General features: G+C 39.3%; 28 protein-coding genes and 1 other annotated feature. Of the genes, 24 read left to right on the plus strand and 4 right to left on the minus strand.

What is annotated here, in order from left to right; translation table 11 throughout:
* Positions 1–135 precede the first annotated feature (135 nt).
* Both JG30_RS02835 and JG30_RS02840 read left to right on the plus strand, forming a co-directional pair.
* The gene (locus tag JG30_RS02835; protein WP_046315982.1) at positions 136–1,176 is read left to right on the plus strand and encodes a zinc-binding dehydrogenase; all 1,041 of its coding nucleotides are present in this window, start codon (positions 136–138) and stop codon (positions 1,174–1,176) included.
* A gap of 207 nt (positions 1,177–1,383) precedes the next feature.
* On the plus strand, positions 1,384–1,683 hold the full coding sequence (locus JG30_RS02840; RefSeq protein ID WP_046315983.1) for a glycine cleavage system H family protein: 300 nt from the start codon (positions 1,384–1,386) through the stop codon (positions 1,681–1,683).
* Positions 1,684–2,013: 330 nt separating this feature from the next.
* Here the strand turns inward: JG30_RS02840 and JG30_RS02845 are convergent, their stop codons facing one another.
* The 3 genes from JG30_RS02845 to JG30_RS02855 form a co-directional block, all read right to left on the minus strand.
* Positions 2,014–2,931: a peptidylprolyl isomerase gene (locus tag JG30_RS02845; RefSeq protein WP_046315985.1), complete on the minus strand. Its 918-nt coding sequence runs from the start codon at positions 2,929–2,931 to the stop codon at positions 2,014–2,016.
* 106 nt (positions 2,932–3,037) lie between these two features.
* Positions 3,038–3,325 (minus strand): restriction endonuclease subunit S domain-containing protein, encoded by a 288-nt coding sequence (locus JG30_RS02850; protein ID WP_046315987.1) that lies wholly within the window; start codon positions 3,323–3,325, stop codon positions 3,038–3,040.
* Between the two features lie 5 nt (positions 3,326–3,330).
* Positions 3,331–3,765: an HIT family protein gene (locus tag JG30_RS02855; RefSeq protein ID WP_046315989.1), complete on the minus strand. Its 435-nt coding sequence runs from the start codon at positions 3,763–3,765 to the stop codon at positions 3,331–3,333.
* A gap of 94 nt (positions 3,766–3,859) precedes the next feature.
* On the opposite strand from JG30_RS02855, the gene JG30_RS02860 reads away from it, so the two are divergent.
* The 3 genes from JG30_RS02860 to trmB are packed head-to-tail and all read left to right on the plus strand — an operon-like array spanning position 3,860 to position 6,502.
* Positions 3,860–4,597: an ABC transporter ATP-binding protein gene (locus JG30_RS02860; RefSeq protein WP_046315991.1), complete on the plus strand. Its 738-nt coding sequence runs from the start codon at positions 3,860–3,862 to the stop codon at positions 4,595–4,597.
* Entirely contained in the window at positions 4,594–5,799 is a 1,206-nt protein-coding gene (locus JG30_RS02865) for an ABC transporter permease (protein WP_046315992.1), read from the plus strand. The genes JG30_RS02860 and JG30_RS02865 overlap by 4 nt, the downstream gene beginning before the upstream one ends.
* Positions 5,800–5,812: 13 nt before the next feature.
* A complete protein-coding gene (gene trmB / locus JG30_RS02870) occupies positions 5,813–6,502 on the plus strand; it encodes a tRNA (guanosine(46)-N7)-methyltransferase TrmB (protein WP_046315994.1) in 690 nt (229 codons plus the stop codon).
* 5 nt (positions 6,503–6,507) lie between these two features.
* On the opposite strand, the gene JG30_RS02875 is transcribed toward trmB, so the two are convergent.
* Positions 6,508–6,822, minus strand: a complete 315-nt coding sequence (locus JG30_RS02875; RefSeq protein WP_046315996.1) for a hypothetical protein — start codon at positions 6,820–6,822, stop codon at positions 6,508–6,510.
* Positions 6,823–6,942: 120 nt separating this feature from the next.
* On the opposite strand from JG30_RS02875, the gene JG30_RS02880 reads away from it, so the two are divergent.
* From JG30_RS02880 to yqeK, 19 genes are all read left to right on the plus strand, one after another.
* Complete coding sequence (locus JG30_RS02880; protein WP_046315999.1) at positions 6,943–7,263, plus strand: thioredoxin family protein; 321 nt, start codon at positions 6,943–6,945, stop codon at positions 7,261–7,263.
* 134 nt (positions 7,264–7,397) lie between these two features.
* Positions 7,398–8,036, plus strand: coding sequence for a YtpR family tRNA-binding protein (gene ytpR / locus JG30_RS02885; protein ID WP_046316001.1), 639 nt, complete (start codon positions 7,398–7,400; stop codon positions 8,034–8,036).
* A gap of 10 nt (positions 8,037–8,046) precedes the next feature.
* Complete coding sequence (gene murC, locus JG30_RS02890) at positions 8,047–9,360, plus strand: UDP-N-acetylmuramate--L-alanine ligase (RefSeq protein WP_046316003.1); 1,314 nt, start codon at positions 8,047–8,049, stop codon at positions 9,358–9,360.
* Between the two features lie 136 nt (positions 9,361–9,496).
* On the plus strand, positions 9,497–12,151 hold the full coding sequence (gene polA, locus JG30_RS02895; protein WP_046316005.1) for a DNA polymerase I: 2,655 nt from the start codon (positions 9,497–9,499) through the stop codon (positions 12,149–12,151).
* Between the two features lie 6 nt (positions 12,152–12,157).
* Complete coding sequence (gene mutM / locus JG30_RS02900; protein WP_046316007.1) at positions 12,158–12,988, plus strand: bifunctional DNA-formamidopyrimidine glycosylase/DNA-(apurinic or apyrimidinic site) lyase; 831 nt, start codon at positions 12,158–12,160, stop codon at positions 12,986–12,988.
* The gene (gene coaE, locus JG30_RS02905) at positions 12,967–13,581 is read left to right on the plus strand and encodes a dephospho-CoA kinase (RefSeq protein WP_179854015.1); all 615 of its coding nucleotides are present in this window, start codon (positions 12,967–12,969) and stop codon (positions 13,579–13,581) included. Before mutM ends, coaE begins: the two co-directional genes overlap by 22 nt.
* A 10-nt stretch (positions 13,582–13,591) precedes the next feature.
* Entirely contained in the window at positions 13,592–14,104 is a 513-nt protein-coding gene (gene nrdR, locus JG30_RS02910; protein WP_046316011.1) for a transcriptional regulator NrdR, read from the plus strand.
* The gene (locus tag JG30_RS02915; RefSeq protein ID WP_046316013.1) at positions 14,085–15,440 is read left to right on the plus strand and encodes a DnaD domain protein; all 1,356 of its coding nucleotides are present in this window, start codon (positions 14,085–14,087) and stop codon (positions 15,438–15,440) included. The genes nrdR and JG30_RS02915 overlap by 20 nt, the downstream gene beginning before the upstream one ends.
* Positions 15,441–15,452: 12 nt before the next feature.
* Positions 15,453–16,367 (plus strand): primosomal protein DnaI, encoded by a 915-nt coding sequence (gene dnaI / locus JG30_RS02920; RefSeq protein ID WP_046316014.1) that lies wholly within the window; start codon positions 15,453–15,455, stop codon positions 16,365–16,367.
* Between the two features lie 268 nt (positions 16,368–16,635).
* Entirely contained in the window at positions 16,636–18,579 is a 1,944-nt protein-coding gene (gene thrS, locus JG30_RS02925; RefSeq protein ID WP_046316016.1) for a threonine--tRNA ligase, read from the plus strand.
* A 307-nt stretch (positions 18,580–18,886) separates the two neighbouring features.
* Positions 18,887–20,755, plus strand: coding sequence for a fructose-bisphosphatase class III (locus JG30_RS02930; protein ID WP_046316018.1), 1,869 nt, complete (start codon positions 18,887–18,889; stop codon positions 20,753–20,755).
* 43 nt (positions 20,756–20,798) lie between these two features.
* Positions 20,799–20,909: a sequence feature (ribosomal protein L20 leader region), on the plus strand.
* A gap of 49 nt (positions 20,910–20,958) precedes the next feature.
* Positions 20,959–21,474, plus strand: coding sequence for a translation initiation factor IF-3 (gene infC, locus JG30_RS02935; protein WP_046316020.1), 516 nt, complete (start codon positions 20,959–20,961; stop codon positions 21,472–21,474).
* A gap of 16 nt (positions 21,475–21,490) precedes the next feature.
* Positions 21,491–21,691, plus strand: coding sequence for a 50S ribosomal protein L35 (gene rpmI / locus JG30_RS02940; protein ID WP_046316022.1), 201 nt, complete (start codon positions 21,491–21,493; stop codon positions 21,689–21,691).
* 34 nt (positions 21,692–21,725) lie between these two features.
* The gene (gene rplT / locus JG30_RS02945) at positions 21,726–22,082 is read left to right on the plus strand and encodes a 50S ribosomal protein L20 (protein WP_046316023.1); all 357 of its coding nucleotides are present in this window, start codon (positions 21,726–21,728) and stop codon (positions 22,080–22,082) included.
* Between the two features lie 121 nt (positions 22,083–22,203).
* Positions 22,204–22,713 carry a YqeG family HAD IIIA-type phosphatase gene (locus JG30_RS02950; RefSeq protein ID WP_282433254.1) on the plus strand — a complete coding sequence of 170 codons (510 nt, stop codon included), beginning with the start codon at positions 22,204–22,206 and terminating at the stop codon, positions 22,711–22,713.
* On the plus strand, positions 22,706–23,824 hold the full coding sequence (yqeH, locus tag JG30_RS02955; RefSeq protein WP_046316025.1) for a ribosome biogenesis GTPase YqeH: 1,119 nt from the start codon (positions 22,706–22,708) through the stop codon (positions 23,822–23,824). Before JG30_RS02950 ends, yqeH begins: the two co-directional genes overlap by 8 nt.
* A 10-nt stretch (positions 23,825–23,834) precedes the next feature.
* Complete coding sequence (locus JG30_RS02960) at positions 23,835–24,149, plus strand: YhbY family RNA-binding protein (RefSeq protein ID WP_046316027.1); 315 nt, start codon at positions 23,835–23,837, stop codon at positions 24,147–24,149.
* A 15-nt stretch (positions 24,150–24,164) separates the two neighbouring features.
* Positions 24,165–24,818, plus strand: a complete 654-nt coding sequence (locus tag JG30_RS02965) for a nicotinate-nucleotide adenylyltransferase (RefSeq protein WP_046316028.1) — start codon at positions 24,165–24,167, stop codon at positions 24,816–24,818.
* Positions 24,796–25,374, plus strand: a complete 579-nt coding sequence (gene yqeK / locus JG30_RS02970) for a bis(5'-nucleosyl)-tetraphosphatase (symmetrical) YqeK (protein WP_046316030.1) — start codon at positions 24,796–24,798, stop codon at positions 25,372–25,374. The genes JG30_RS02965 and yqeK overlap by 23 nt, the downstream gene beginning before the upstream one ends.
* The last annotated feature ends 5 nt before the right edge of the window (positions 25,375–25,379 follow it).

A 25,379-nucleotide genomic window follows, 5' to 3' on the forward strand; every position in this document is an offset into this window, starting at 1 on the left:
CAATATTTACAATAGATTCTGGACAGTAAGTTTATGATCCAACAATTTAATTTAAATTGTTTAAATGACGCTTATTGACTGAAGTTAACTCCAAGGTTCAAAATTTAGTTATTATAAGGAAAGAGAGGCTTATCTATGAAAGCAGCAGTTTTTGTAGAACCGGGTAAAATTGAAGTTCAAGAGCGGCCACAGCCCACAATTCAACAACCAACGGATGCAATCATTCGCGTAATTCGGGCTTGTGTTTGTGGCTCAGATTTATGGTGGTATCGCGGTCTGAAACAGCGCGAAGTTAATAGCACTGTCGGCCATGAAGCTATTGGTATCGTAGAACAAGTCGGTGCTGCCGTGCAAAATGTACAACCGGGGGATTTCGTAATTGTACCATTTACGCATGGATGTGGGCACTGTGCGGCTTGTCGCGCGGGTTTTGAAGGCAATTGTGTGAATGAAGAGCCGGGATTAAATCCCGGTTATCAGGCTCAATATTTACGGTTTACTAATGCGCATTGGGCACTAGTGAAAATTCCCGGACAACCTGAAGATTATGATGAAGAGCAATTAAATTCCTTATTAACGTTGTCCGATGTCATGGCTACCGGTTATCATGCTGCCATGAGTGCGCAAGTGCAGGCAGGTGATACAGTGGCCATAGTGGGTGATGGTGCAGTAGGTTTATGTGCAGTTATTGCAGCTAAGCTGCAAGGCGCTCAAAGAATCATTACTTTAAGCCATCATACCAAGCGTGCACAATTAGCTCAAAAATTTGGTGCAACCGATATTGTGTCTATGCGTGATGAGGCGGCCATTCAAGCAGTTTTGAAGTTAACTGATCAAGCTGGAGTGGATGCAGTATTAGAATGCGTGGGCACTGAGCAGGCGGTTAGCATGGCAGTGAAAATTGCCCGTGCGGGAGCAGTCATTGGTCGCGTGGGCTTGCCCCAAAATAGCCAAATGAACACTAATGATTTATTCTGGGGAAATATTGGTTTACGAGGCGGCATTGCCAGTGTGACCAAGTACGATCGGCAACGATTACTAGCAGCGGTTTTAAAACGGGAGATTAATCCGGGTCAAGTTTTTACACACAAATTCACTTTGGATCAAATTCAAGCTGCTTATGAAGCTATGGATCAGCGACAAGCCATCAAATCTTTAGTAATTGTGAATCAGTAGTGTGGTGACTCTTAAGTGAATTGCCAACTGGAACGAAGAATTATCCAAGTATACGGTAATCGTTTTTGTTTGTTCATTGATAACGAATAGCCCGATTGCAATAAGCTTAATTTGAGTGCATCTTTCTTTCAGTAGAAGTCCATCCTTTTTTAACGCAAATCTTTGTTATAATAAAGCTATACTGGATTTTTTAGAGGAGCATGAGTTATGGATAATGAAATGTCATATTTTTGGCAGGAAAAGCTTGCGAATGGGCATACGCGGATTGGGTTGAATGATACCGGACGTCAAGAAACCGGGGACATAGCCTTTATTGATTTTCCTGACAATCTTAAGCGATTACAAATTGGACAAACTTTATTATCGCTGGAGTCGGATAAAACTGTTTTGGAGTTGCCGGCGCCCATTACAGGTGAATTAGTTCAAATCAATCCACGTTTAAAAACGCACCCAGCAGATTTGAATAGTAGCGATCCTGCCAAAAATTGGATTGCCGAAGTTAAATGATTATTGAAAAACTGTGATGTTTCAACACCACAGTTTTTATATGGCAATTTTTTATTTTCAATTAGAAACTTCAAAACTGGGTACATAAAAACATAGCATAGCTTATAAGAAGTTTTTGGAGCAGCAAGCGAGGTTTCAGCTGATAGATGTACAACTTAAAATTTAATTTGTGTGTTGAAAAAACTGGCCACAGCAGAGTTGGTTATAAAGGTTAGTAATGGCGGCAGGGCATTTCGAACCTGTTTTTTTATAAAAAAAGCTCCAGAATATTAAATATATTCTGGAGCCAAGATATCCATCTCAGTACTTTTACCGCGCTGCTAATGAGAATTATTTGCTGTTCTTTGGTGTACTTTTAGCATTTTTATTATTAGATAAGTAGCCTGCTAAAATGTCTTTCATGTCATTGTCTTTAATAGAAATATCCGAACGTTTTAAGACTTTAGAAATAACTTTTTGTAAGACTACAGAGTCTTGCATCCGCGAATTATAAATTTGATTCTTTAATTCTGTTTCATGCTGTTTCATTGAGCCTTTAGCAGGACGCTTAACCATTTTGATGACATGATAACCATAAGAAGATTTTACAGGATCTTTAGTGTATTCACCTTGTTTTAATTTTAAGGCTGCCTTCTTAAAGTTAGCATCTAACGAAGAATCGCTGTTGTTAAATGGAGGTAATTTGCCACCATTATTTTTGGTACCAGAATCATTGGACTCTTTCTTCGCTAATTTAGAGAAATTGGCACCATCATCTAATTGCTTGATAATGTCTTTAGCCTTGTCTTCATCTTTAACCAAAATATGTTGTACAGTAACTTTTGGAGTATATTTCTTCCATTGTTGTTTTAGTTGGGCGTTAGTAACTTTCGTTTCTTTACGCACGGCAACTTTAGTAAGTAAATTGGTCCGGATAGTATCTTTAAAGGATGCAGCATCCATTCCATTTTGTTGTAATAAAGAGTTGAATTGAGCACCATATTTGTCTTTATATTGATTATATTGTTTATTAACTTCTTTATCACTAACGTCTTTACCATACTGTGACTTCAAAGCCTGTGCAATCACCATTTGCTGTAAAGCCTGCTGACCAGCTTGGGACTTCTTCATCTTTTGATAAAGTTGTTCCTGCGTAATTTTTCCGCCCTTCATGGTAACTACCGCTTTGTTACCCGAACAACCTGTTAAGGCAGAAACTGATAGCAATGCAACCACAGTCAAAATAACCTTATTGAATTTCTTTGACATATTTTTAATACACATCCAATCTACTTTTATCTGAGCTAGATAACACCTACAAACATAACATATTTTGATAATTTTGAACACAAAAATATCTAAAATTTGTGCAAAGTTACTTAACAGCTATTTTTTGCAATAATGCCTGAGTTTGATTTTGGAGAGTCTGTAGCTCTGCTTGTAATTGCGGTTGTTGCCGTTGAATTTCACTTATGATTTCTTGTAAAGCTGGTTTAACTTCAGTTTGCAATTGTTTTTTCGCCAGTTTTAATTGGCGGGGGATCGCCCACAGACTAGTTTCCGGAGCCGTATGCAATTTAGGTTTCAGTTGTTTTTGATAATACCATTGTCCTAAATTCATCCCCACACTACCTATTAAAAAACCGGCGGCAAAACTTTTCATCAGTCTTATTCTCCTAAGTTATTTTGGATTTTTTGAGCAATGGCCGTCAATTTTTCGTCATTATATTGCTCAGTGTTATCGGCCCAGTGCATTGAAAATCCATCTTCTTCATTATAACGCGGAACTAAATGGATGTGGGAATGAAAAACTGATTGATAAGCAATTTTACCATTATTCATACAAATATTCATGCCCGTGGAATCTGGGAAAGCGGCTTTGATAGCCCGAGCTACCTTAGGTACACGTGCAAAAACAGTTTGAGCTAAATCACTATCATATTCGAAAATATTAGCAACGTGCTTTTTAGGTACTAAGAGCACGTGTCCGGGAGTCACTTGTGACAAATCCAAAAAAGCTTTCACTGCTTCATCTTCATAAATCGTGTAACTAGGTATTTCCTGATTAACAATTTTACAAAAAACACAATCTTGTTCAGCCATAGTCGGTTCTCCTTTTTATTATAAAAATTTCAACTACATCTAATTTAATGCTATCATAATTACAACTCAAGAGGGGAGAGCGGAGGATAATTTAATGATTTTAAAAATTGAACATCTTTCTGGCGGATATGGCCCAATTTCTGTCTTAAAAGATGAATCTTTTACAGTGGCAGCAGGTGAAGTAGTCGGATTAATAGGACTGAATGGAGCAGGCAAGTCTACAACTATTAAACATATTATTGGTCTGCTACAACCAACATCCGGCTCCATTACCTTAAATAATCTACGTTTATCAGATGATAGTACAGCTTATCATCAACAAATTGCCTATGTTCCCGAAACTCCTATTTTGTATCCGGAATTAAATTTGCAAGAACATATTGAATTGACAATTATGGCATATAATCTGCCCCAAGAAGCTACTTGGCAACAGGCTCAAAAATTGCTCCGAATTTTCCGCTTGGACAATAAATTGAAATGGTTTCCGGTGAATTTTTCCAAAGGTATGAAGCAAAAGGTCATGATTGTCTGTGCCTTTATTACTCAAGCAAAATTGTATATTATTGATGAACCTTTCACGGGCTTAGATCCTTTGGCTGTGCGGGATCTTTTGAAGTTAGTTAATGAAAAGAAGTCTGCCGGCGCGGCTGTTTTAATGTCCACTCACATTTTAGCTAATGCGCAGCAAAGTGCCGATCGCTTTGTTGTTTTAAATCACGGACAAGTACGGGCCACAGGTACCTTGGCGGAGCTGAAAAAACAATTTCAAATGGATGATGCGAACTTAGATGATTTATATGTACAAATGTCCGAAGAGGAGTTTGTCGAATGAAGGACTTATGGCAACGCAGACTTCTGCAACACTGGCGTAATCAAAGTAAATACTTGCGCTTGGTTTTTAATGAATATTTTATTTTGGCCTTGATTTTTATTATTGGTGCTGTGGGCTTTTGGTATTCACAAGCATTGCAACACCTCACACAACCGGTCTGGTGGTGTCGACCCGTAGCCATTATTTTAATGAGCATTAGTGTGTTAGCTTTTAAATTGGCCACACTGATTCAGCCCGCAGATGCGACTTTTTTGTTGCCTCAAGAAAAAAATTTACAATTATATTTACGCTTAGCGCGGAATTATAGTTTAGTATTACCAATTATCGGCATTTCCTTGGTAGGTTTTTTTCTATCACCTTTTCTGGCGCAAGGAGCCAATCTACAATTACCAGTGATCGTTGGCTGGGTTGTTATTGCACTGGGCTCAGGGTTGTGGTCCGTGAATAATCAATTAACATTAATGTACCAATTTACGACCTCAGGGCATTGGCTGAACGTCTTGTTAGTTTGGTTTGTTTTAAGTTTGGGCCTTTATGTTCCTATTTACTGGGTTTATGTATTGTTGTTGGCGGCTTTAGTCGCCAGCGGCTATTATCAACATCAAATTTTACGCCAACGACCGTTAAACTGGCAGCGGCTAGTCGATGAAGAAACGCACCGCAGCTACCAATTAAAACGATTTTATAATTTGTTCACCGACGTACCGGGTTTGACCGGCAAAGTGCGGCAGCGGTCTATTTTTAATTGGCTATTGCAAAAAATTAAACCAGTGCACAAGAATACTTACCTTTACTTATTTGCCCGAGGTTTATTGCGCAATAGCGATTATAGCAATCTTTTTTTGCGATTAGTGGTTGTGGAATTATTATTAATTTATGCGATTCATCAGCTTTGGCTGATCACGGTGTTGACGGCCTTGTTTTTGTATTTAGTAGAATTTCAGTTATTGCCTTTATATAAAAATTATGATGGGAATGCCCTGCTGAAAATTTATCCCTTGCAAAAAACACAAAAATTCGCTAATTTTAAAAAGTTGTTATTGTTCTCTTTAAGCAGCCAATGGTGCTGCAGTAGTGTCGCACTAGTATTATTCAATCGTGGTCAAAAGTTAATCTTCATCCCCGTGGTGGTGAATTTGATGATAATATGGGGATTAATCTATATTTATTTACCACGGCAAATTAAAAATATAAATAGTTAAGGAAAGTTAAAATATGCGTTTACGAAATAAACCTTGGGCGCCGGCATTAATTCAACAGCACCCCGAATTTATTTTGGTGGATCCGCCACAAATGGCTGGCCAGTGGCAAAAGCGTTTTGCTAAAAGCCAACCTTTGGAATTAGAATTGGGATCAGGCAAAGGCCAATTTATTATGGAAAAAGCCCGCCAAAATCCCCAAATCAATTTTATTGCGATGGAAGTTCAAACTGCTGCTATTGCAATGATCTTGAAAAAGCAAGTAGTGGAACAACTGCCCAATTTACAGTTATTACAAGCCAATGGCCGCGATTTATTAAATTATTTTGCGGCCCAAGAAATTAGTAAATTATATTTGAATTTTTCTGATCCCTGGCCTAAAAAAAAGCACACTAAACGTCGCTTAGTGGCACCGAATTTTTTGCAAATGTACCAACAAATATTAGCTAGCCAAGGACAGATTGAATTTAAAACGGATAATCAGGGTCTTTTTGAATATGCCTTGCTGAGCCTGAATAATTTTTCGGCGCAATTTAACCGGATTTCATTAAATTTACATGCTAGTGCTTATGCAGCTAGCAATATTCCGACTGAGTATGAAGACAAATTTACTCAAAAAGGGCAACCAATTTTTTATTTACAAGCCCAATTACGACCACAAAAAAAGGACTGTCCCCTTAACAACACAGCAGAACAGTCCCTGTAAAATTGTTAAATGCGTTGAATATCCAATAAAGCCCCAGTCAATGCGGAAGCAATAAAATGATACTGAGCTTCGGCATTATCTTGAATCGTAGTTACGCCGCCAACTAAAGCCCAGACGTTTTGTCCGTCTACATTGACCTTTTGAAACATTGGTTCCACCCAAGTAGTAATAATGGTCGTATCTTCTCCTAAATGTTTTTTGATGCGGTCAATTACTTGTTTACTGTCAATTTCATGTAATAAATATAAGGCACCAGCACCGGCGCTTAAGACTGCTGTAGAAGCAATTGCAGTATTTTTTAATATTTTATTCAAGCTCATGTTTCAACCTCCTATAGTTGTTACCTGTATTCTAACATTATCTATTATCGAGTGTGTAATGTTAATTGACATCGGCTATTTTATTTGTAAGATTGATATTAAGAAAGAAGGCTGGTTTCTATGAAACAACTGACAGAATTTCCTACTACAGATTTAGCACAAATTACGCAAAAAGGTCAATATGTTTTATTCTTTCATGCTGATTGGTGCCCTGATTGTAAGTTTATTGAACCCGAAATGCCGAGTATTGAAGAAGATTTCCCCGAATATCAATTTATTTCGGTGGATCGAGATCAATTTTTAGATTTAGCTAAAAAGTTAAATATAATGGGGATTCCCAGTTTTGTAGCTTATGCAGATGGTCAAGAAATTGGCCGCTTAGTCAATAAGAATCGTAAAACTAAAGCAGAAGTAGAGGATTTTTTAAAATCCTTAGCTTAAGTGTATCTTAATTCAGTGAAAAATTTCTGTTAAATTAATTAAAAAAGTTTCGTTTTTTTTGGTGAGGCACATTCTTTTAATAGCGTTGTTTTAGTAATTGTTATTTATTTGGAAAGGAAGTCTTGAACTAGCAGATGTTGATTAGTGCGTATAATCCCGCTATCTTGGGAGATGTTTTGGTGGTCGTGTTAGGAGCTGATACCCCCACCCAATCCACAGTAACCAAAGCTAATATTGTCCAAATCTCAAATGATCATCAAGAAGTCATCGGTTATAATTTCTTTGGACTAGGAGCACAACTCGGTTTAACGAACACGGATCGGGGACAAGTTTTGTTATCAAAGGCGCAAATTGCCTTTTTAAACCAACAGTTAAGCCAAGCAGGTTTTGAACCACAGTTAATGGTGCAACAAGAATCGCATTTTGTAGTGGGTGAGGTTTTGAGTTGTGATCCACATCCTCATTCAGATCATTTACATGTGTGTCAAATTCAAGTTGATGAAGCTCAACCACTGCAAATTGTTTGTGGCGCCCCGAATATTGCGGCGGGCCAAAAGGTGGTAGTAGCTAAAGTGGGAACGATGATGCCGAGTGGTAAAATCATTTTTCCTAGTAAATTACGACACGTAGAAAGTTTAGGGATGGTTTGTTCCGCACGCGAATTAGCTTTACCCAATGCCCAGCCGCGTCCTGGTATTTTAGTCTTACCGGCGTCCTTTTCAGTCGGCGCACCCATCGATTTAAACAATTTGGCACAAAGTCTGAAGGCATGAGAGGAAACACATGGAAAAGGCAGTTTATCATTTTGTAGGAATTAAAGGTACTGGAATGAGTGCTTTGGCACTGATTTTAAAGGATTTGGGCTACCAAGTTCAAGGATCGGACATTACAAAAAAAACATTTACAGAGGCAGGCTTACGCCGGGCGCAAATTCCTATATTGGAATTTGCCGCCGCAAACATTCAGCCCACAATGACTATTATTGCCGGAAATGCCTTTGATGATAGTAATCCAGAAATTGCCCAGGCTCAGAAATTACATTTGCCGATTATTCGTTATCCAGACATGGTAGAAAAATTGGTTCAGACTTATACTTCAATTGCAGTGGCGGGTACACACGGCAAAACGAGTACAACTGGTTTATTGGCGCATGTTTTAGAAGGAATTGCCCCCACCAGTTATTTGATTGGTGATGGTACCGGAAAGGGTGTTTTAAATGGACGCTTTTTTGCCTTTGAAGCAGATGAATATCGGCGGCATTTTTTAGCCTATACGCCTGACTATATGATTATTACAAATATTGATTTTGATCATCCGGACTATTTCACTGATCGTAATGATGTGTTTGAGGCCTTTTGTAGTGCAGCGCGTCAAGTTCAAAAAGCCCTGTTTGCTTGGGGTGATGATCCTTTATTGACTACTTTGGCTGATCATGTTCAGATTCCCATCTATTATTATGGTTTCAGTGATGCAGTCGATTTTCAGGCAGTTAATGTTCAGCGCACAGATCAAGGTTCGCAATTTGATGTCTTGTATCAGGGCCAGCAAATCGGCCATTTTGCGATTCCAATGTTTGGCCAGCATAATATTTTAAACAGTTTAGCTGTTATTGGAGTTAGTTATTTAGAAAAAATTTCGCCGCAGCTTATTCAACAAGAACTGGCTACTTTTTCGGGAGTAAAACGGCGTTATAATGAGCGGATGGTAGGCGACAACGTTTTAATTGATGACTATGCCCATCATCCTTCCGAAATTCAGGCGACGATTGATGCGGCCCGCCAACAATATCCGGATAAGCAAATTGTGGCGGTATTTCAGCCGCATACCTATAGTCGTTTGACCGCACTGTTTGATGGTTTTGTTCGCAGTCTGGATTTGGCAGATCAAGTGTACCTCACACCTATTTTTGGTTCCATTCGGGAACAATCTGGTCATATCACCAGTTCCGCTTTAGCCGCCAAACTGCACAAGGGTGGAACAGTTCTGCAATTGGAAGATATGACGCCACTTCTACAGTATCATGATGCGGTAATTATTTTTATGGGTGCGGGAGACATTCAAAAATACGAGCTAGCTTATCAGAAATTATTACAATAATGGTGTAAATTAGAAGCTGGGACAAAGGGTATTTTGTTCCAGCTTCTAATTTAACTGGCTTTACAAATTTAAATCTAATGAAAGAACTAAAGTCCGCAGACTAGATTATATTGACGGATGAAGGTTGAGGTTTTGCATGACGAAAAAAAAATTAATCCTTTTAGATGGCAATAGCTTAGCTTTCCGGGCTTTTTTTGCCTTACACAATGTACTGGAAAAATTTCGCACTTCAGATGGTTTACATACTAATGCCATCTATGCGTTTAACACGATGTTAAATTTAATTTTATCTAAGGGCCAGCCGACAGATATGCTGGTAGCTTTTGATGCGGGTAAAACTACTTTTCGAACCCAATTATTTGCAGATTATAAGGGCAATCGCCCCCACACTCCGAGTGAATTCTTAGAACAGCTGCCGTATATTAAAGAATTACTAACCGCTCGCGGAATTAAATCTTACGAATTAGCTAATTATGAAGCTGATGATATTATTGGGACGATTGCACACCAAGCAGAAGCACAAGATTACGAAGTTATGATTGTTACCGGCGATAAGGATTTAACGCAATTAGTCAATGATCATACAACGGTGGCGGTTACCGTAAAGGGTGTTACCGATTTAGAATATTATACGCAACAACACTTTCAAGACAAGATGGGAATTAGTCCACAGCAATTCATTGATCTCAAGGCCTTAATGGGTGATCCTTCGGATAATTATCCGGGTGTTACTAAGGTCGGTGAAAAAACGGGCTTACGCTTAATAAAACAATACGGTTCCTTGGAAGCTATTTACCAAAACATCGATCAAATGAAGGCTAGCAAATTAAAAGAACATTTGATTGCTGATCGTGACCAGGCCTTTTTATCACAAAAGTTGGCGCGTATTGATGTGCAGGCGCCGATTACCATTAAGGTTAAAGATCTGACCTATGAAGGAGATCAACTTCCAGAGCTGATTAACTTTTATGAAAAAATGAATTTTCAATCATTTTTACGCCAACTAGATGCAGGAGAAAGTCCTACAGCATCCCAGCAGAAAAATAGTGATTTTCAGTTGTTAACAGCGGCTAATTTGCCACAGATTTTACAAACTACAACCACGACGACTGTGATTTTGGAAGCATTAGGGGATAATTATCATACTGCTGATTTAATAGGGTTGGCGTTAGGAAATGAGCATGGCATTTACGTCACGGATCAACCAGAAATATTGTCAGAACCGCAATTGCGTCAATTTTTGGCCGATGCGCAAAAGCCTAAAGCAGTTTTTGATTTGAAGCGCGATTATGTTTTACTCTGGCGCCAAAATGTTCGTTTAGCAGGAGTGGATTTTGATGCGTTATTGGCCTCTTATTTGTTGGACGTCAATAATAATTCCAATGATCTAGGTGAATTAGTTCGGGATTACGACTATAATGATTTACAAGCAGATGCTGATTTTTACGGTCGCGGCGCGAAACAAAAAATTCCAGCCCCAGATTTAGTCCGTCAACATTTAGCCAATAAGGTAGCTGCGATACAGTTTTTGCAACAAAAACTCCCGCCCAAACTCCAGGAGCATGATCAAGATCAATTATTTGATGAAATTGAGTTACCTTTGTCGCAAGTTTTAGCCCAGATGGAAATTGCGGGAATTAAAGTCGATGTGGCCACGTTAAATCAGATGCAACAAGATTACCGCCAGCGGTTACAGGATTTAGAGGCTGAGATTTATAAGAAGGCTGGGCATCAATTTAATATTAATTCGCCGCAACAATTAAGTCAGGTTTTATTCGAGGAATTAGGCTTGAAGCCTATTAAAAAAACGCAACGGGGTTATTCAACTTCGGTCGACGTTTTACAGAAATTAGAAAAACAATCCCCCATAATTTCAGATATTTTAGCTTATCGGCAAGTGGCCAAAATGCAATCTACTTATGTTGTGGGTTTGTTAAATTCGATTGCGGCTGATGGCAAGATTCATACGCGTTATCAACAAACGCTGACTCAAACAGGACGCCTCTCGTCAGTCGATCCAAATTTACAAAATATTCCAGCGCGTGATGAAGGCCGGGAAATCAGAAAAGCTTTTATTGCCAGTCATGAGGGTTGGGAAATTTTTTCCAGTGATTATTCCCAGATTGAATTACGAGTTTTAGCTCATTTGTCTGGGGATCAAAATATGCAGCAGGCTTTTAAAGATAATTATGATATCCATGCACATACAGCTATGCAAATTTTTGGTTTACAAAGTCCAGCTGAAGTCACTCCGGATATGCGGCGCAAAGCTAAAGCCACTAATTTTGGTATTGTTTACGGAATTAGTGATTACGGTCTATCGCAAAATATTCATATCTCTAGAAAACAGGCGGCACAATTTATAGCAGCTTACTTTGAGAAGTATCCTGCCGTCAAAGAGTATATGAATAAAATGGTTCAAAAAGCACGTACTGATGGATATGTGGAAACGATTATGCATCGTCGGCGTTACTTGCCGGATATTCATTCACGCTCGCATAATGTGCGGGCCTTTGCGGAAAGAACTGCTATGAATACGCCTATTCAAGGAAGTGCTGCCGATATTATCAAAATCGCGATGATTAATATGCAACGTCGTTTAACCCAAGAACAGCTTCAAGCCACCATGTTATTACAAGTACATGACGAATTAATTTTTGAAGCACCTGCACAAGAAATTCCAATTTTAGAAAAAATCGTACCAGAAGTTATGAATTCTGCCGTTCACTTGGATATTCCTTTGAAAGTAGAATCAGCACATAGTACTACCTGGTACGATGCTAAAGGATGAGATTGAATGCCAGAATTACCAGAAGTAGAAACCGTACGTCGCGGTTTAAATAAATTAATTACCAATCGTAAGATTACAGCGATTGAAGTTCGCTATCCCGGAATTATTGTCGGTCCCGTGACGGATTTTAAGAATCAATTAATTGGACGGCAGCTCCTAGATGTAGGGCGGCGTGCTAAATATCTGCTCTTTCATTTTGACCATGATTTAACGATGATTAGTCACTTACGGATGGAAGGTAAATATCAAGTCCGCTCCAGTTTGGGAGATTTTGATAAACATGTACATGTGATTTTTACTTTAGATGACGGTCAATATCTGGGTTATCGAGATGTCCGCAAATTTGGCAAAATGCAGGTAGTGCCTACAGATGCGGTCTTAAAAACCAAATCGATTGCTGCTTTAGGACCTGAGCCGTTAACACCCGAATTTACGCCGGCCGCTTTAGCAGCAGGATTAAAACGGCGCAAAAAAAATATTAAAGCAACCTTGTTAGATCAACATGTAGTATCTGGTTTGGGTAATATTTATGTAGATGAAGTTTTATGGATGGCACAAATTAATCCAAATGAACCAGCTAATAATTTATCCGAAAAGCAATTGGCGGCCTTATATCCTGCAATTAACGAAGAAATAGCAACCGCAATCAAAGCAGGTGGGACTACGATTCGCAGTTATGTGGATGCCATGGGACATAAGGGCAAGTTTCAATTGTCTCTGAAAGTCTATGATCAAGAAGGAAAACCTTGTGTTCGGTGTGGGCAACAAATACAAAAGATTAAAGTTGCGGGTCGGGGAACTCATTTTTGCCCACAATGCCAGGTTCTGAATCAGTAATGGGCCGCGCTTGGGGAATTACTGGCGGAATTGCCAGCGGGAAAACTACGGTCGCCCAAATGATTAAAAATCGCGGTTTTTTGGTCATCGATGCCGATCAAATAGCCCGGCAAATAGTAGAACCTAAAACACCAGGTTGGAAACAAGTCGTTAAGCAATTTGGGCCGCAGATTTTACAGGCGGATCAACAATTAAATCGCCAATTATTGGGTCAATTGGTCTTTAATGACTCTCAACAGTTAGCTCAGTTAAATAAAATTACCCAGCCCTTGATTCGGCAAGAATTATTGCAACAGATTACAAGCGCCCAGCGCAGTAATCATTTGGTGTTTTTTGAAATTCCGTTATTGTTTGAATACCATTATCAAACTTATTTAAATGGGGTTGTTTTGGTCGATTTACCGCGTAAAGTACAACTAAAACGCCTAAAGAAACGCAATCATTTAACCCAACGCGAAGCACAACGGCGCATTAGTGCTCAAATCTCACGAACAGCTAGACGGCATTTGGCGTCGAAGATCATTACAAATACGGGCGATTATGCTATGCTATCTAGTAAAGTAAACCAATTATTGCGAAATCTGACTAGCTAGGAGAATAATCATGATTTGTCCTCAATGTAACAAAAATGCCTCGCGAGTAATTGATAGTCGTCCCAGTGATGAAGGCCGGGTTATTCGCCGTCGCCGCGTGTGTGAGAATTGTGGATATCGTTTTACTACTTTTGAACGGGTGGAACAAACCCCAATTTTAGTCATTAAAAAAGATGGTAGCCGCGAAGAATTTAATCGGGAAAAAGTATTGCGCGGCATTGTGCGGGCCGCTGAAAAACGTCCGGTCACCTTAGAAGCAATGAATAAAATTGTCAATCGGGTGGAGAACAAACTTCAATCCCAGGGTGACAATGAAGTTCAGTCTCGCCAAATTGGGGAATACGTGATGCAAGAATTGGCGCAACTAGATGATATTGCTTATATTCGTTTTGCGAGTGTTTACCGGCAATTTAAAGATATTGATACGTTTATGCAAGAGGTACAAGTTATGTCGCACCAGAACAATAGTAAAAACCATACTCAATCCACTTTAGGATCTAATGATGACCACACCCAAGATTGATCCGCTTTGGGGTTATTTTGTTACCAGTGAACAACCCTTAAGTAATCTCGACCACGTTACGTTAATTGATTTATATCAACCCCTGGTGGGTAGTGCCGCGCTTAGCTTATATCAGCTCTTGTGGCAACATCAACAACCGCTGTTGTCCCAACGATCAGCTCATGCCCAACTTTTCAATCTTTTAGATATGGATGCGGTTACTTTTTATGAGGCACGGATTAAATTAGAAGCTGTAGCCTTATTGAGCACTTACAGGGCTCAAGATCAACTAGGTCAATATTTAATTTATCAGCTACATGTACCGCTAACGCCTCGAGAATTTTTACATGATAATATTTTAAAAACTTTTCTATATGAAAAAATTGGTGCTGCTGATTTTCAGCAATTATCAAAAAAATATTTAACAACCTTTAAATTGCCAGATCACAGACAAGAGATTACTAAGAGTTTTTTAGAGGTATTTACTTTATCTAGTTATGGTCTCATGCAAATGAGTACGGACTCGCCTAATGAGCCATCAGCTCAGCCAGCTGTGCCGCCGCATTATACGCCAGAGCAACTGGCAACCTTTGATTGGCAGTTATTGGAACAATTGTTGGAAAAATATCATATCACGTCCACCGAAATAGCTCGATATCAAAGTGAGTTGTTTAATTTGCACGCCTTTTATGGGGTGTCGGAAATCGAACTAGCAGACTTAATTATCAATACGTTAGATGTGCGAACTAATAAAATGGATTTGCCGCGCTTACAGAATTTAACTCAAAAACGTTTTGAAAAACGAGTTAATTTAACAGCACAAAAGACAGCTCGACTTCAGGCCACTGCCCCGACTGCCTCTTCTCAAACCGCAGATTGGAAACCGGCGCAGCGTCAATTACTGCAACAAGCACAACGCTTAGCTCCGGCCGATTTTCTGGCAGCTAAAAAGCAAACTCAAAAAGGCTTTGTAGGTAGTGCCGAGACGCGGGTGTTACGTCAATTACAAGAGCGGGCGGTTTTGCCTAATGAAGTGATCAACATTTTGGTGGATTACGTGTTGAATAATTCGGCTACTTTAACTCAGGGATTAGTGGAAAAGATTGCTAATGATTGGCTGCAACATAACATAACTACGGCAGCGGATGCGCTGCAATATTTAACAAATTATTCGAATCGTTTAACGACAACTTCCACCACGCCAAGGGCAAAAACAGCTTTCAAGCATTCACGTTCCCAATCTGTCCGCCAAGAACCAGTGACTGATTGGAAGCAACATCCAGCCCAAAAAGTGGATCCTAAAAAATTAGCCCAAGCAAAAGCCCAATGGAAAAAATATAAAAATCAATCTTCATAATAGGTGAAAACAATGAAAGATTTGGCAGCGCAATTGGCGCAAATTGTTCATCAACATCAATGGGATAAGCATTATGAAAATTTGTTACAATCGGCTTTGAAGGATCCTGATGTGCAATCCTTCTTGACCACTTATCAGATTCCTCCTGAATCTGCGGTGATTAAAAGAAATTTAGATGCCATTTATGAATTTGTGCATGCTAAAGGTCAAGCTCATTTTACCGGGGATTATCAACCGCATTTGATTTGGGTTAATCAAACAATTCATGTAAGTTATCAGCCGGATGCTGCTTTGCGTCAACGACAACGGCAACAATATTTTCAACAAAAGTTTCAAACTATTGATATGGCAAGTGACGTGCGGCAAGCTAGCTTGGAAGATTTTGCACAGGGTTCGGAGGGAAGGCTGGCTGCTTATGTGGCAGCTTTAGAATTTGTCTCCACTTATCCCCAGCACTCAGGAGAGTTTATCCCCGGACTCTACTTGGCGGGTGATTTTGGTGTCGGCAAAACGTATTTACTGGCAGCTATTGCCAACGAGTTAGTCCATAAAGATCATAATGTTTTGTTGGTTCATTTTCCTACTTTTGCCGTTCAAATGAAAAACGCCATTGGCGATAATTCGGTGTTGGAACGTGTGCATAAGATTCAAGCGGTACCGATTTTAATGTTAGACGACTTGGGGGCCGATGCTTTAAGTTCTTGGATTCGAGACGAAGTATTAGGGGTTATTTTGCAGTACCGGATGCAAGAAAAATTGCCTACTTTTTTCTCTTCCAATTTTACAATGCATGATTTGAAATTACATCTGGCTGTGAATCAGCGCGGAGATCAAGAACCGATTAAAGCGGCCCGGATTATGGAGCGAATTCGTTTTTTAGCGCGCGAAGTGATTGTAGCTGGTCCTAACCGCCGTTTTGAAAAATAATTAAATTAATATTTGCAAACTTTAATGAAACGTGTTTTAATATGACCATACCTTTTGAATTTCCAACTCAGGGAGAGAAAACCATCGACTGCAAGTTTCTCATTGGGAAAGCTTTACCATTACTAGTTTGAATAACGGGTTAGTCGCTTTATTGACTGTAGAGATAAAGTTTTTTCTGTGAAAACTTTAATGTGGGTGGAACCGCGTATCTAAGTATACGTCCCTCGGAAGTTACTTCCGAGGGACTTTTTGTTTGGAGGATAAAATTATGGCACAAATCAAATTAGAATTTCCAGATGGTTCACTACGGGAATTTGATAAGCAAGTAACACCTTTAGCTGTGGCCGGATCATTGAGTAATAGCTTAAAGAAAGCGGCGGTAGCTGCCAAAATCAATGGAGTTTTAGTGGATATTCTCCGACCAATTAATCAAGATGCGAAAATTGAAATTATCAAAAATCAAGATGCTGCTGCTTTAGAAGTAGTTCGCAATACTGCTATTTTCTTGTTAGGCGTGGCCGTTAAACAAAAATATCCTGCGATTCATTTTGGTGAAAAACAAGCCAATGATGATGGTTTTTATTTAGATACCGATAAGCCTGAATCGCAAATTAGTGTCGATGAATTACCTGAACTGCAAAAAGACATCGCAGCGTTAATTAAGGCCAATCAACCAATTGAACGAAAAATGGTCGCTAAAGCGGATTTGCAACAAGAGTTTCAGAATGACCCTTACAAATTAGCCTTGGTGAACGCTTATGATAGTGTGCAAATTCCAGTTTATCAAATGGGTGATTATGTAGATTTTGGGGAACCTGCTTTATTACCAAAAGCAAGCGATTTAAAACATTATCAGCTATTATCCGTGGCTGGCGCTTATTGGCAGGGAAAGTCAAGCAATCCGATGCTGCAACGCATTTATGGTACGGCTTTTGCCAATGAAGCCGATCTACAGGCTGATTTAAAACGGCGCGAAGAGATTAAAGAACGTGACCATCGGACTTTAGGCCGGGACTTGGATTTGTTCTTTGTTGATCCCAAAGTAGGTGCGGGCCTGGCTTACTGGATGCCTAAAGGCGCAACTATTCGGCGGACACTGGAGCGTTACATTATTGATAAAGAAGTCGCTGCCGGTTATCAACATGTTTATACCCCGGTCTTAATGAATGTCAATGCTTATAAAACTTCCGGTCACTGGGATCATTATCGTGACGATATGTTTCCGCCAATGGATATGGGCGAAGGAGAATTACTAGAATTACGGCCGATGAACTGTCCTTCCCATATTCAAATTTATAAACATCATATTCGTTCCTATCGGGAGTTACCTATTCGAATTGCGGAATTAGGAATGATGCACCGTTATGAAAAATCAGGCGCTTTGTCCGGACTCCAACGTGTGCGGGAAATGACCTTAAATGATGGTCATACTTTTGTAGCTTTGGATCAAATCCAAGATGAGTTTAAAAAAGTTTTACAATTGATGTTGGATGTTTACCATGATTTTAATATTACAAATTATTCCTTCCGCTTGAGCTATCGGGATCCGGCGAATACAGAAAAATATTTTGACGATGATCAAATGTGGGATCAATCCCAAGGCATGCTGAAGGCAGCGATGGATGAATTAGGTTTGGACTACTATGAAGCTGAAGGTGAAGCCGCCTTTTATGGTCCTAAATTAGATGTGCAAACCAAAACAGCGTTAGGTAACGAAGAAACCTTATCAACCATTCAACTGGACTTTATGCAGCCGGAACGCTTTCAATTAACTTATGTGGGTGAAGATGGTAAAGAACATCGTCCCGTCATGATTCATCGGGGAATTGTTTCGACGATGGAACGTTTTATTGCTTATTTGATTGAAATGTATAAAGGAGCTTTCCCAACATGGTTGGCACCTATTCAAGTTAACCTGATTCCTGTTAAAAATGAAGTACATTATGAATATACCAAAAAATTACAAGATGATATGCGTAAACAAGGCCTACGAGTGGAAATTGATGATCGCGATGATAAGATGAGTTATAAAATTCGTGAATCACAAACGCAAAAAATCCCGTATACCGTCGTCATTGGTGATCAGGAAATTAATAACGCCAGTGTTTCTGTGCGGCGCTATGGCGAAAGTGATAGTACTGAAGAAGATATTAGTATGTTTATTGATAGTGTTGTAGCGGATGTTAAAAATTATTCTCGTTCAGGCAAATAAAAACGCCGAATGTTTCTTTACAATAAAGGTCAATTTATCTTTTGACAGATAAATTGACTTTTTTTCTTTTTTAGTATCTGCGGATTATCTGAGTGGGGCTAAACAATCAGAAATTATTTTCACAGAGAAGGACAAGCAACTAATTGGTCTACTAGCTAATTTTTAGATTAATCCCATTAATAAGACTATTTGGTTTGTATTTTGATTATTGGTATAATGAAAATAAAATTGAAAGTTAACGAGGTGAGCAAGCACGCAGACATTAGCACAAAAATTACTAGCAGAAAAATATCCTACACGTGCAGCAGTGACAACAGAAATTATTAATTTAAAAGCAATCTTAAATTTGCCCAAAAGCACAGAAGCGTTTATGAGTGATATACACGGAGAGTTTGCTGCCTTTGATCATGTCTTACGCAATGGCTCCGGCAACACACGGATAAAGATTCATGCTTTATTTAATGGTCGTTTAACACTTCATAAACAAAAATTATTGGCGTTTTTAGTTTATTATCCTTCTGAACGTCTCCAAATTGTTAAAAGTCAATTGACGGCGGCGGATGATTTACAACAATGGTATTTGAATACCTTTAGTGAATTGTTGGAACTACTCAAGTTCTGTGCTTCTAAGTATACTCGCTCCAAATTGCGCAAAGCCTTAGCTCCAGAATTTGTGTATATCACGGAAGAATTGTTATATGGCGATTACAATACACAAGATAAACAGAATTACTACGCTCAGATTACCCAAGATATTATTAATTTAAATTCGGCAGATCAATTTATTATTGCTTTGTGTCATACCATTCAACGTTTGGTAGTTGATCACTTGCATGTAGTGGGTGATATTTACGATCGCGGACCAGCACCAGATAAAATTATGGAACGTTTAATGCATTATCATTCAGTGGATTTACAATGGGGTAATCATGATATTTTGTGGTTAGGGGCGGCCGCAGGTTCGCCATTATGTGTGGCTAATTTGCTGCGTATTTGCGCCCGTTATAATAATTTAGCGATTGTGGAAGATGCATATGGCATTAATTTACGTCATTTATCGATGTTGGCAGAAAAATATTATCAAGACAATCCCGGCTTTCATCCTAAACTTACGGCGCATGAAAGTCAGCCAGCAGCGGCTGAATTGGCTCAAATTACTAAAATTCATCAAGCGATTGCCATCATTCAATTTAAATTAGAAGGTGCGGCCATTGACCGTCGCCCGGAATTTCAGATGCAAGATCGGAAGTTATTAACTCAATTGAATGCCGAGCAAACCAAAATTACTTTACACCAGCAGACCTATCCAATCGTTAATGGTTGCTTCCAGACTGTTGATCCGCAACACCCTTATCGACTTTTGCCTGAAGAACAAGAAGTGATTGAGCAATTAACGCAGGCATTTAGTCATTCAGAAAAATTACATCGGCATATGGATTTCTTTATGGCCAAGGGCAGCATGTATTTGGTTTATAATAATAATCTCTTAATTCACGGTTGTGTCCCAGTAGACAAAAAAGGTCAATTTGAAGGTTTAACTTTAAAAGGTCACACTTATCGTGGTAAGGCCTTGTTTGATTTATTAGAACAAAATTTACGGACGAGTTATGCCAACCCCCAGCGCAGTGATGATCTAGCTACTGATTTATTATGGTATTTGTGGACTGGACCTAAGTCACCTTTGTTTGGTAAGCGATCCATGACAACTTTTGAACGTTACTTTATTGCTGATCCCCAGACGCACGTCGAAGTTCCGAATAGTTATTACAATTTACGACATGATGTCAAGTTCATTAATAAAATTTTAGGTGAATTTGGAATAGATCCGCATATCGGACATGTAATTAATGGACATACGCCGGTGAAGCGGGGTTGTTCACCGATCATGGCTGACGGTAAAATGTTAGTTATTGATGGCGGTTTTTCCAAACCTTATCAAAAAACCACCGGTATTGGCGGTTATACGTTGCTTTATAACTCTTATGGGCTGCAGCTGGTGACTTTGCAGCCATTTACAACGCGGCATCAAGCTATTGCACAATTGAGTGACATAGTTTCGACAAAACGAGTGGTAGAACAGGAAGTAGCTCGCAAAACAGTCGCGCAAACGGATATTGGACAACAATTACAGGCACAAATTGCTCAACTACAAGCGCTTTTAAAGACCTATAATTAGCTCTTGACAAACCATCTAGTTATGACCTAAAATATTAACTGAATTGAACAAGCAGAAGCCCCCGCTTCTCACCTATGCCCTTGGCCTCTAGGTTGATAATTGATCGACTAGATATATGATGCGGGTGCTTTAGTGCCTGCATTTTTTGTGAGTTAATTTTTCGGAGGTGGATACCCATAGCTAAAAAGAATAGCAACAATAATATGATCGTGAATGAGAAAATTCGTGCCCGTGAGGTCCGTTTGATCTCAGTTGGTGGCGAACAATTAGGTGTAAAATCAAAGTCTGAAGCCTTGCGGTTAGCAGAACAAGCTAATTTGGATTTGGTTTTGGTTTCTCCTAATGCTAAACCGCCAGTGGCGCGTATTATGGATTATGGGAAATATCGATTTGAATTGCAGAAGAAAGATCGCGAATCGCGGAAGAAACAAAAAACGGTGAGCGTCAAAGAAGTCCGGCTTAGTCCCACGATTGAACAAAATGATTTTGATACTAAACTGAAGAATGCTCGCAAGTTTCTTACCAAGGGTTCGAAAGTGAAAGTTTCAATTCGATTCCGTGGCCGAGCTATTACTCACAAAGAAATCGGTCGAGATGTTTTAGAAAAGATGGCTCACGCTACGACGGATGTGGCTACAGTCATTCAACATCCGAAAATGGATGGGCGGAGTATGTTTTTGATGCTTGCTCCAATCAGCGATAACAAAAAGAATAAGTAGCGTAGGAGGAAATTTTATGCCTAAACAAAAGACACATCGTGCATCAGTGAAACGCTTTAAAATTACTGCTAAAGGTGGTTTAAAGCGGCATCATGCTTATACCAGTCACCGTTTCCATGGCAAAACCAAGAAGCAACGTCGTCAATTAGCCAATTCAGCAATGGTTAGTGCAAGCGATATGAAACGAATCAAACAGATGCTGACACCATACAAATAATTGCATTATTCTAAACTTCTAGGAGGAATATTTTATGCCACGTGTAAAAAGTGGAACAGTGACGCATAAACGTCGCAAAAAGGTTTTAAAATTAGCTAAAGGCTATCGTGGTGCTAAACACCTACAGTTTAAAGCAGCTTCTACGCAGCTTTTTAATTCTTATAATTATGCTTTTCGGGATCGCCGCCAAGTCAAACGCGATTACCGGAAATTATGGATTGCACGGATTAATGCCGCTGCCCGGACTCATGATATGAGCTACAGTAAATTAATGCACGGCTTAAAAGTAGCCCAAGTTGATATCAATCGTAAGATGTTAGCAGACTTAGCAGTGAATGATCAACGTGCATTTAAAAAACTTGTCGATACAGCTAAAGATGCCCTGAAATAAGCTCACGTAACTAGTTTGGCACTAGTTACGTTTTTTTATAAAAAATAATCGTGTCGTAAACCAAGCCACCATAAGGTTCACGTACTAGGAGTGAATAATTCTGGGAATTTTGAAACCTGATTTGATGATAGAGCAAATTATGCAGATCACACCACAAGAATTTATTAATCAGGGAATTAAAGTCATTATTTCTGATTTAGACAACACTTTAGTTCCTTGGAATAAACCGGCGCGCAAGGATCAAACCTTGACCCAATGGATACAAGCTTTACAAGCACAAAATATCCAAGTAATTATTGCCTCGAACAACAGTCAGCAACGAGTGCAACAAGCAGTAGCTGGTTTACCTGTCACCATTATTGCCCGTACGTGTAAACCGTTACCGTTTGTGCTGCGTAAATATTTGCGTCGTCAGCAACTGAATAAAGATGAAGTGGTCATGGTGGGAGATCAATTATTAACCGATATTTTAGCCGGCAATTTGGCAGGATTGAAAACGATCTTGGTTCGCCCCTTGGTTGCCACTGATGCTAAAAAAACGCGGGTGAACCGCTTTTTTGAACGTCCACTTATGCAGTTGAATCATTGGTTGGATCCACAACTGAAATGGAGGAAACATTTCGATGAGTAAAACCGACAAAATTTATTGTATTGGTTGTGGTGCTGCCTTACAGTCAACGGCTCCAGACCAGCCAGGATATCTGCCAGCCAAAACTTTTCAAAAATATTTACAACAAGATCAATTAAACGAATTGTATTGCCAGCGGTGTTTTCGCTTGCGTCATTATAATGAAGTTGCAGAATTACCACTTAATGATGTGGATTTTCAAAATTTGTTAACCGCTATTGGTCATCAGCGTGCCCTGGTCGTCTATGTGGTGGATATTTTTAATTTTTCCGGGAGTGTCATCCGTTCGCTACGACAGTACATTGGTCATAATCCGGTGCTGTTAGTGGGTAATAAAATAGATCTATTGCCCAGCTCCTTTAATAAAAACAAAATCAAAAATTGGCTGCAACAACAAGCTAAGCGCTTGGGATTGCACCCCGTGGCGATTCAGCTGATCAGTGCCAAAAAATTAAGTCAAATAGATCAACTTTTAGCAACGATCGAACAGTATCGTCAGCAACAAGATGTTTATGTCATTGGGATGACGAATGTCGGTAAGTCGACATTAATTAATGCTATTTTACAGGCCCGCACAGAATTTAAAGAACTAGTGACTACTTCGAATTTTCCAGGAACAACGTTAAATGAAATTCGAATTCCCTTGGCTCAGGGCGGGGACTTAGTTGATACCCCGGGTATTCTGGATGCTCATCAAATGAGTAGCTATTTAACGACGTCTGATTTAAAATATATTGCGCCGCAGACGGAAATTCATCCGCGAGTTTTTCAATTACAACCCCAACAAACGCTCTTTTTTGCAGGTTTAGCACGGTTAGATTTTTTGCAGGGACCACCTAGCACTTTTGTCGCATATGTGGAAAATCATTTATATCTTCACCGGACGAAATTAAGTCATGCGGATCTTTTTTATCAACGACAAATTGGGCAATTATTAACGCCACCTCATGATCCCAAGAGTTTTGTTTTACAAGAACATACCTTAACTATTAAACAAAAAAGTGATGTTTTATTAGCAGGGCTCGGCTGGGTGGTAGTCGCAGCTGGGATAACAATCAAAGTTTATTTACCCCAAGGATTAAAGCCGACCGTCCGTCCTGCACTAATTAATTAAGGAGGCGCTAATGCTTAATAAGCAGCAACAACGATTTTTAAAAAAACGTGCCCAAAAATTACCCGCTAGTTTGCAAATTGGTAAAAATGGGCTCGCAGTAACTAATCTGGAGCAATTACAACAGCAACTTAACAATCAAGAGTTGGTGAAAGTATCGGTATTACAAAATGCAATAGTTTCACCAATCGATGTTATTACAGCAGTACAAAACTTTGATCGGCGGATTCTCAAGATTCAAGCTATTGGGCGAGTGATTGTATTTTACAAACGCGCTCCCCAAAAGGCCAAGCGCAACTTAAGCCTTGAGGTCGATCAAATCAGATAATCAAGGTGGTAGCAAATGCAAAGTGAAGTTCATCAAACAATTCAAACTAAACCGCAGTTGCAAACTGCACAAACTGATCATCATCAGCGAATCGGCATTATGGGTGGAACCTTTAATCCGCCGCATATTGGACATTTAATGGTGGCTGATCAAGTAATGTCACAACTGGGTTTGAATAAGATTATCTTTATTCCAGATGCTAACCCGCCTCATGTAGATCATAAGACTTCAATTGATGTGAACGATCGTGTGGAGATGGTTCGACGAGCCATTATTGATCATATCCATTTTGAATTAGGTTTAATGGAAGTGCACCGCGGCGGAGTTAGTTATACGTATAATACCTTAAAAGAGTTAACGACCGCGCATCCCGAAAATAAATATTATTTAATTATTGGCGGCGATATGGTAGATTATTTACCCAAGTGGTATAAGGTTGATGAAATTGTGAAAATGGTCCAATTGGTTGGAGTTTGTCGCAAAGGTTATGAAAAAAGCTCCCGTTACCCTATTATGTGGGTCAATATGCCCAAGACGGATGTCAGTTCCACTTGGATTCGACAGACTTTACAGCATGGTGGTTCAGTACGATATTTTGTGCCGGATTTAGTTTTAAGTTATATAGAAGAAAAGGGGCTTTATCAACATGCAGCTCAAGGAAACAATTGACATAGCGCAAATTCAACAGCAGATGCAGCAAAAATTATCCGATTATCGTTATCAACATTGTGTACGGACAAGTCAGCGTTCCAAGGAATTAGCACAAATGAACCACGGCGATGTTGAAAAGGCTCAAATTGCGGGCTTGATTCATGATTACGCTAAAGAGCGCAGTGATGATGAATTTCGCCAGATGATCTATCAAGAAAAGTTGGATCCAGATTTACTCAATTATAGCAATGCCATTTGGCATGGGGTTGTCGGAGCCTATTTCATTAAATATGAATTGGGCATTTACGATGAAGACATATTAAATGCGGTCCGACGTCATACTACAGCGGCAGAAAAAATGACACTTTTGGACAAGATCGTGTATATGGCGGACTACACCGAACCGGGACGTGATTTTCCCGGAGTGGAGGAAGCCCGGCAAATTACAGATACTAATTTAGATGCCGGGGTTGCTTATCAGATTGAACATACGTTATTATCTTTAATTGAAAAACAACGCCAAATTTATCCTTTAACCATTGCTAGTTATAATGCTTGGGTAGTTAAACATTAAAGTGA

Origin of the sequence: Bombilactobacillus mellifer, from assembly GCF_000970795.1 — a bacterium.
GTDB lineage: Bacteria > Bacillota > Bacilli > Lactobacillales > Lactobacillaceae > Bombilactobacillus > Bombilactobacillus mellifer.

Excerpts from the sequence above, each read along its gene's own strand:
- rpmI (WP_046316022.1), top strand. The coding sequence starts at position 21,491 with ATGCCTAAACAAAAGACACATCGTGCATCAGTGAAACGCTTTAAAATT.
- JG30_RS02880 (WP_046315999.1), top strand. The coding sequence starts at position 6,943 with ATGAAACAACTGACAGAATTTCCTACTACAGATTTAGCACAAATTACG.
- murC (WP_046316003.1), top strand. The coding sequence starts at position 8,047 with ATGGAAAAGGCAGTTTATCATTTTGTAGGAATTAAAGGTACTGGAATG.
- mutM (WP_046316007.1), top strand. The coding sequence starts at position 12,158 with ATGCCAGAATTACCAGAAGTAGAAACCGTACGTCGCGGTTTAAATAAA.
- JG30_RS02835 (WP_046315982.1), top strand. The coding sequence starts at position 136 with ATGAAAGCAGCAGTTTTTGTAGAACCGGGTAAAATTGAAGTTCAAGAG.
- polA (WP_046316005.1), top strand. The coding sequence starts at position 9,497 with ATGACGAAAAAAAAATTAATCCTTTTAGATGGCAATAGCTTAGCTTTC.
- JG30_RS02960 (WP_046316027.1), top strand. The coding sequence starts at position 23,835 with ATGCTTAATAAGCAGCAACAACGATTTTTAAAAAAACGTGCCCAAAAA.
- JG30_RS02860 (WP_046315991.1), top strand. The coding sequence starts at position 3,860 with ATGATTTTAAAAATTGAACATCTTTCTGGCGGATATGGCCCAATTTCT.
- JG30_RS02850 (WP_046315987.1), bottom strand. The coding sequence starts at position 3,325 with ATGAAAAGTTTTGCCGCCGGTTTTTTAATAGGTAGTGTGGGGATGAAT.
- infC (WP_046316020.1), top strand. The coding sequence starts at position 20,959 with ATGATCGTGAATGAGAAAATTCGTGCCCGTGAGGTCCGTTTGATCTCA.
- JG30_RS02865 (WP_046315992.1), top strand. The coding sequence starts at position 4,594 with ATGAAGGACTTATGGCAACGCAGACTTCTGCAACACTGGCGTAATCAA.
- dnaI (WP_046316014.1), top strand. The coding sequence starts at position 15,453 with ATGAAAGATTTGGCAGCGCAATTGGCGCAAATTGTTCATCAACATCAA.
- coaE (WP_179854015.1), top strand. The coding sequence starts at position 12,967 with ATGCCAGGTTCTGAATCAGTAATGGGCCGCGCTTGGGGAATTACTGGC.
- rplT (WP_046316023.1), top strand. The coding sequence starts at position 21,726 with ATGCCACGTGTAAAAAGTGGAACAGTGACGCATAAACGTCGCAAAAAG.
- trmB (WP_046315994.1), top strand. The coding sequence starts at position 5,813 with ATGCGTTTACGAAATAAACCTTGGGCGCCGGCATTAATTCAACAGCAC.
- JG30_RS02845 (WP_046315985.1), bottom strand. The coding sequence starts at position 2,931 with ATGTCAAAGAAATTCAATAAGGTTATTTTGACTGTGGTTGCATTGCTA.
- JG30_RS02915 (WP_046316013.1), top strand. The coding sequence starts at position 14,085 with ATGACCACACCCAAGATTGATCCGCTTTGGGGTTATTTTGTTACCAGT.
- JG30_RS02965 (WP_046316028.1), top strand. The coding sequence starts at position 24,165 with ATGCAAAGTGAAGTTCATCAAACAATTCAAACTAAACCGCAGTTGCAA.
- ytpR (WP_046316001.1), top strand. The coding sequence starts at position 7,398 with ATGTTGATTAGTGCGTATAATCCCGCTATCTTGGGAGATGTTTTGGTG.
- yqeH (WP_046316025.1), top strand. The coding sequence starts at position 22,706 with ATGAGTAAAACCGACAAAATTTATTGTATTGGTTGTGGTGCTGCCTTA.
- nrdR (WP_046316011.1), top strand. The coding sequence starts at position 13,592 with ATGATTTGTCCTCAATGTAACAAAAATGCCTCGCGAGTAATTGATAGT.
- JG30_RS02840 (WP_046315983.1), top strand. The coding sequence starts at position 1,384 with ATGGATAATGAAATGTCATATTTTTGGCAGGAAAAGCTTGCGAATGGG.
- JG30_RS02875 (WP_046315996.1), bottom strand. The coding sequence starts at position 6,822 with ATGAGCTTGAATAAAATATTAAAAAATACTGCAATTGCTTCTACAGCA.
- thrS (WP_046316016.1), top strand. The coding sequence starts at position 16,636 with ATGGCACAAATCAAATTAGAATTTCCAGATGGTTCACTACGGGAATTT.
- yqeK (WP_046316030.1), top strand. The coding sequence starts at position 24,796 with ATGCAGCTCAAGGAAACAATTGACATAGCGCAAATTCAACAGCAGATG.
- JG30_RS02855 (WP_046315989.1), bottom strand. The coding sequence starts at position 3,765 with ATGGCTGAACAAGATTGTGTTTTTTGTAAAATTGTTAATCAGGAAATA.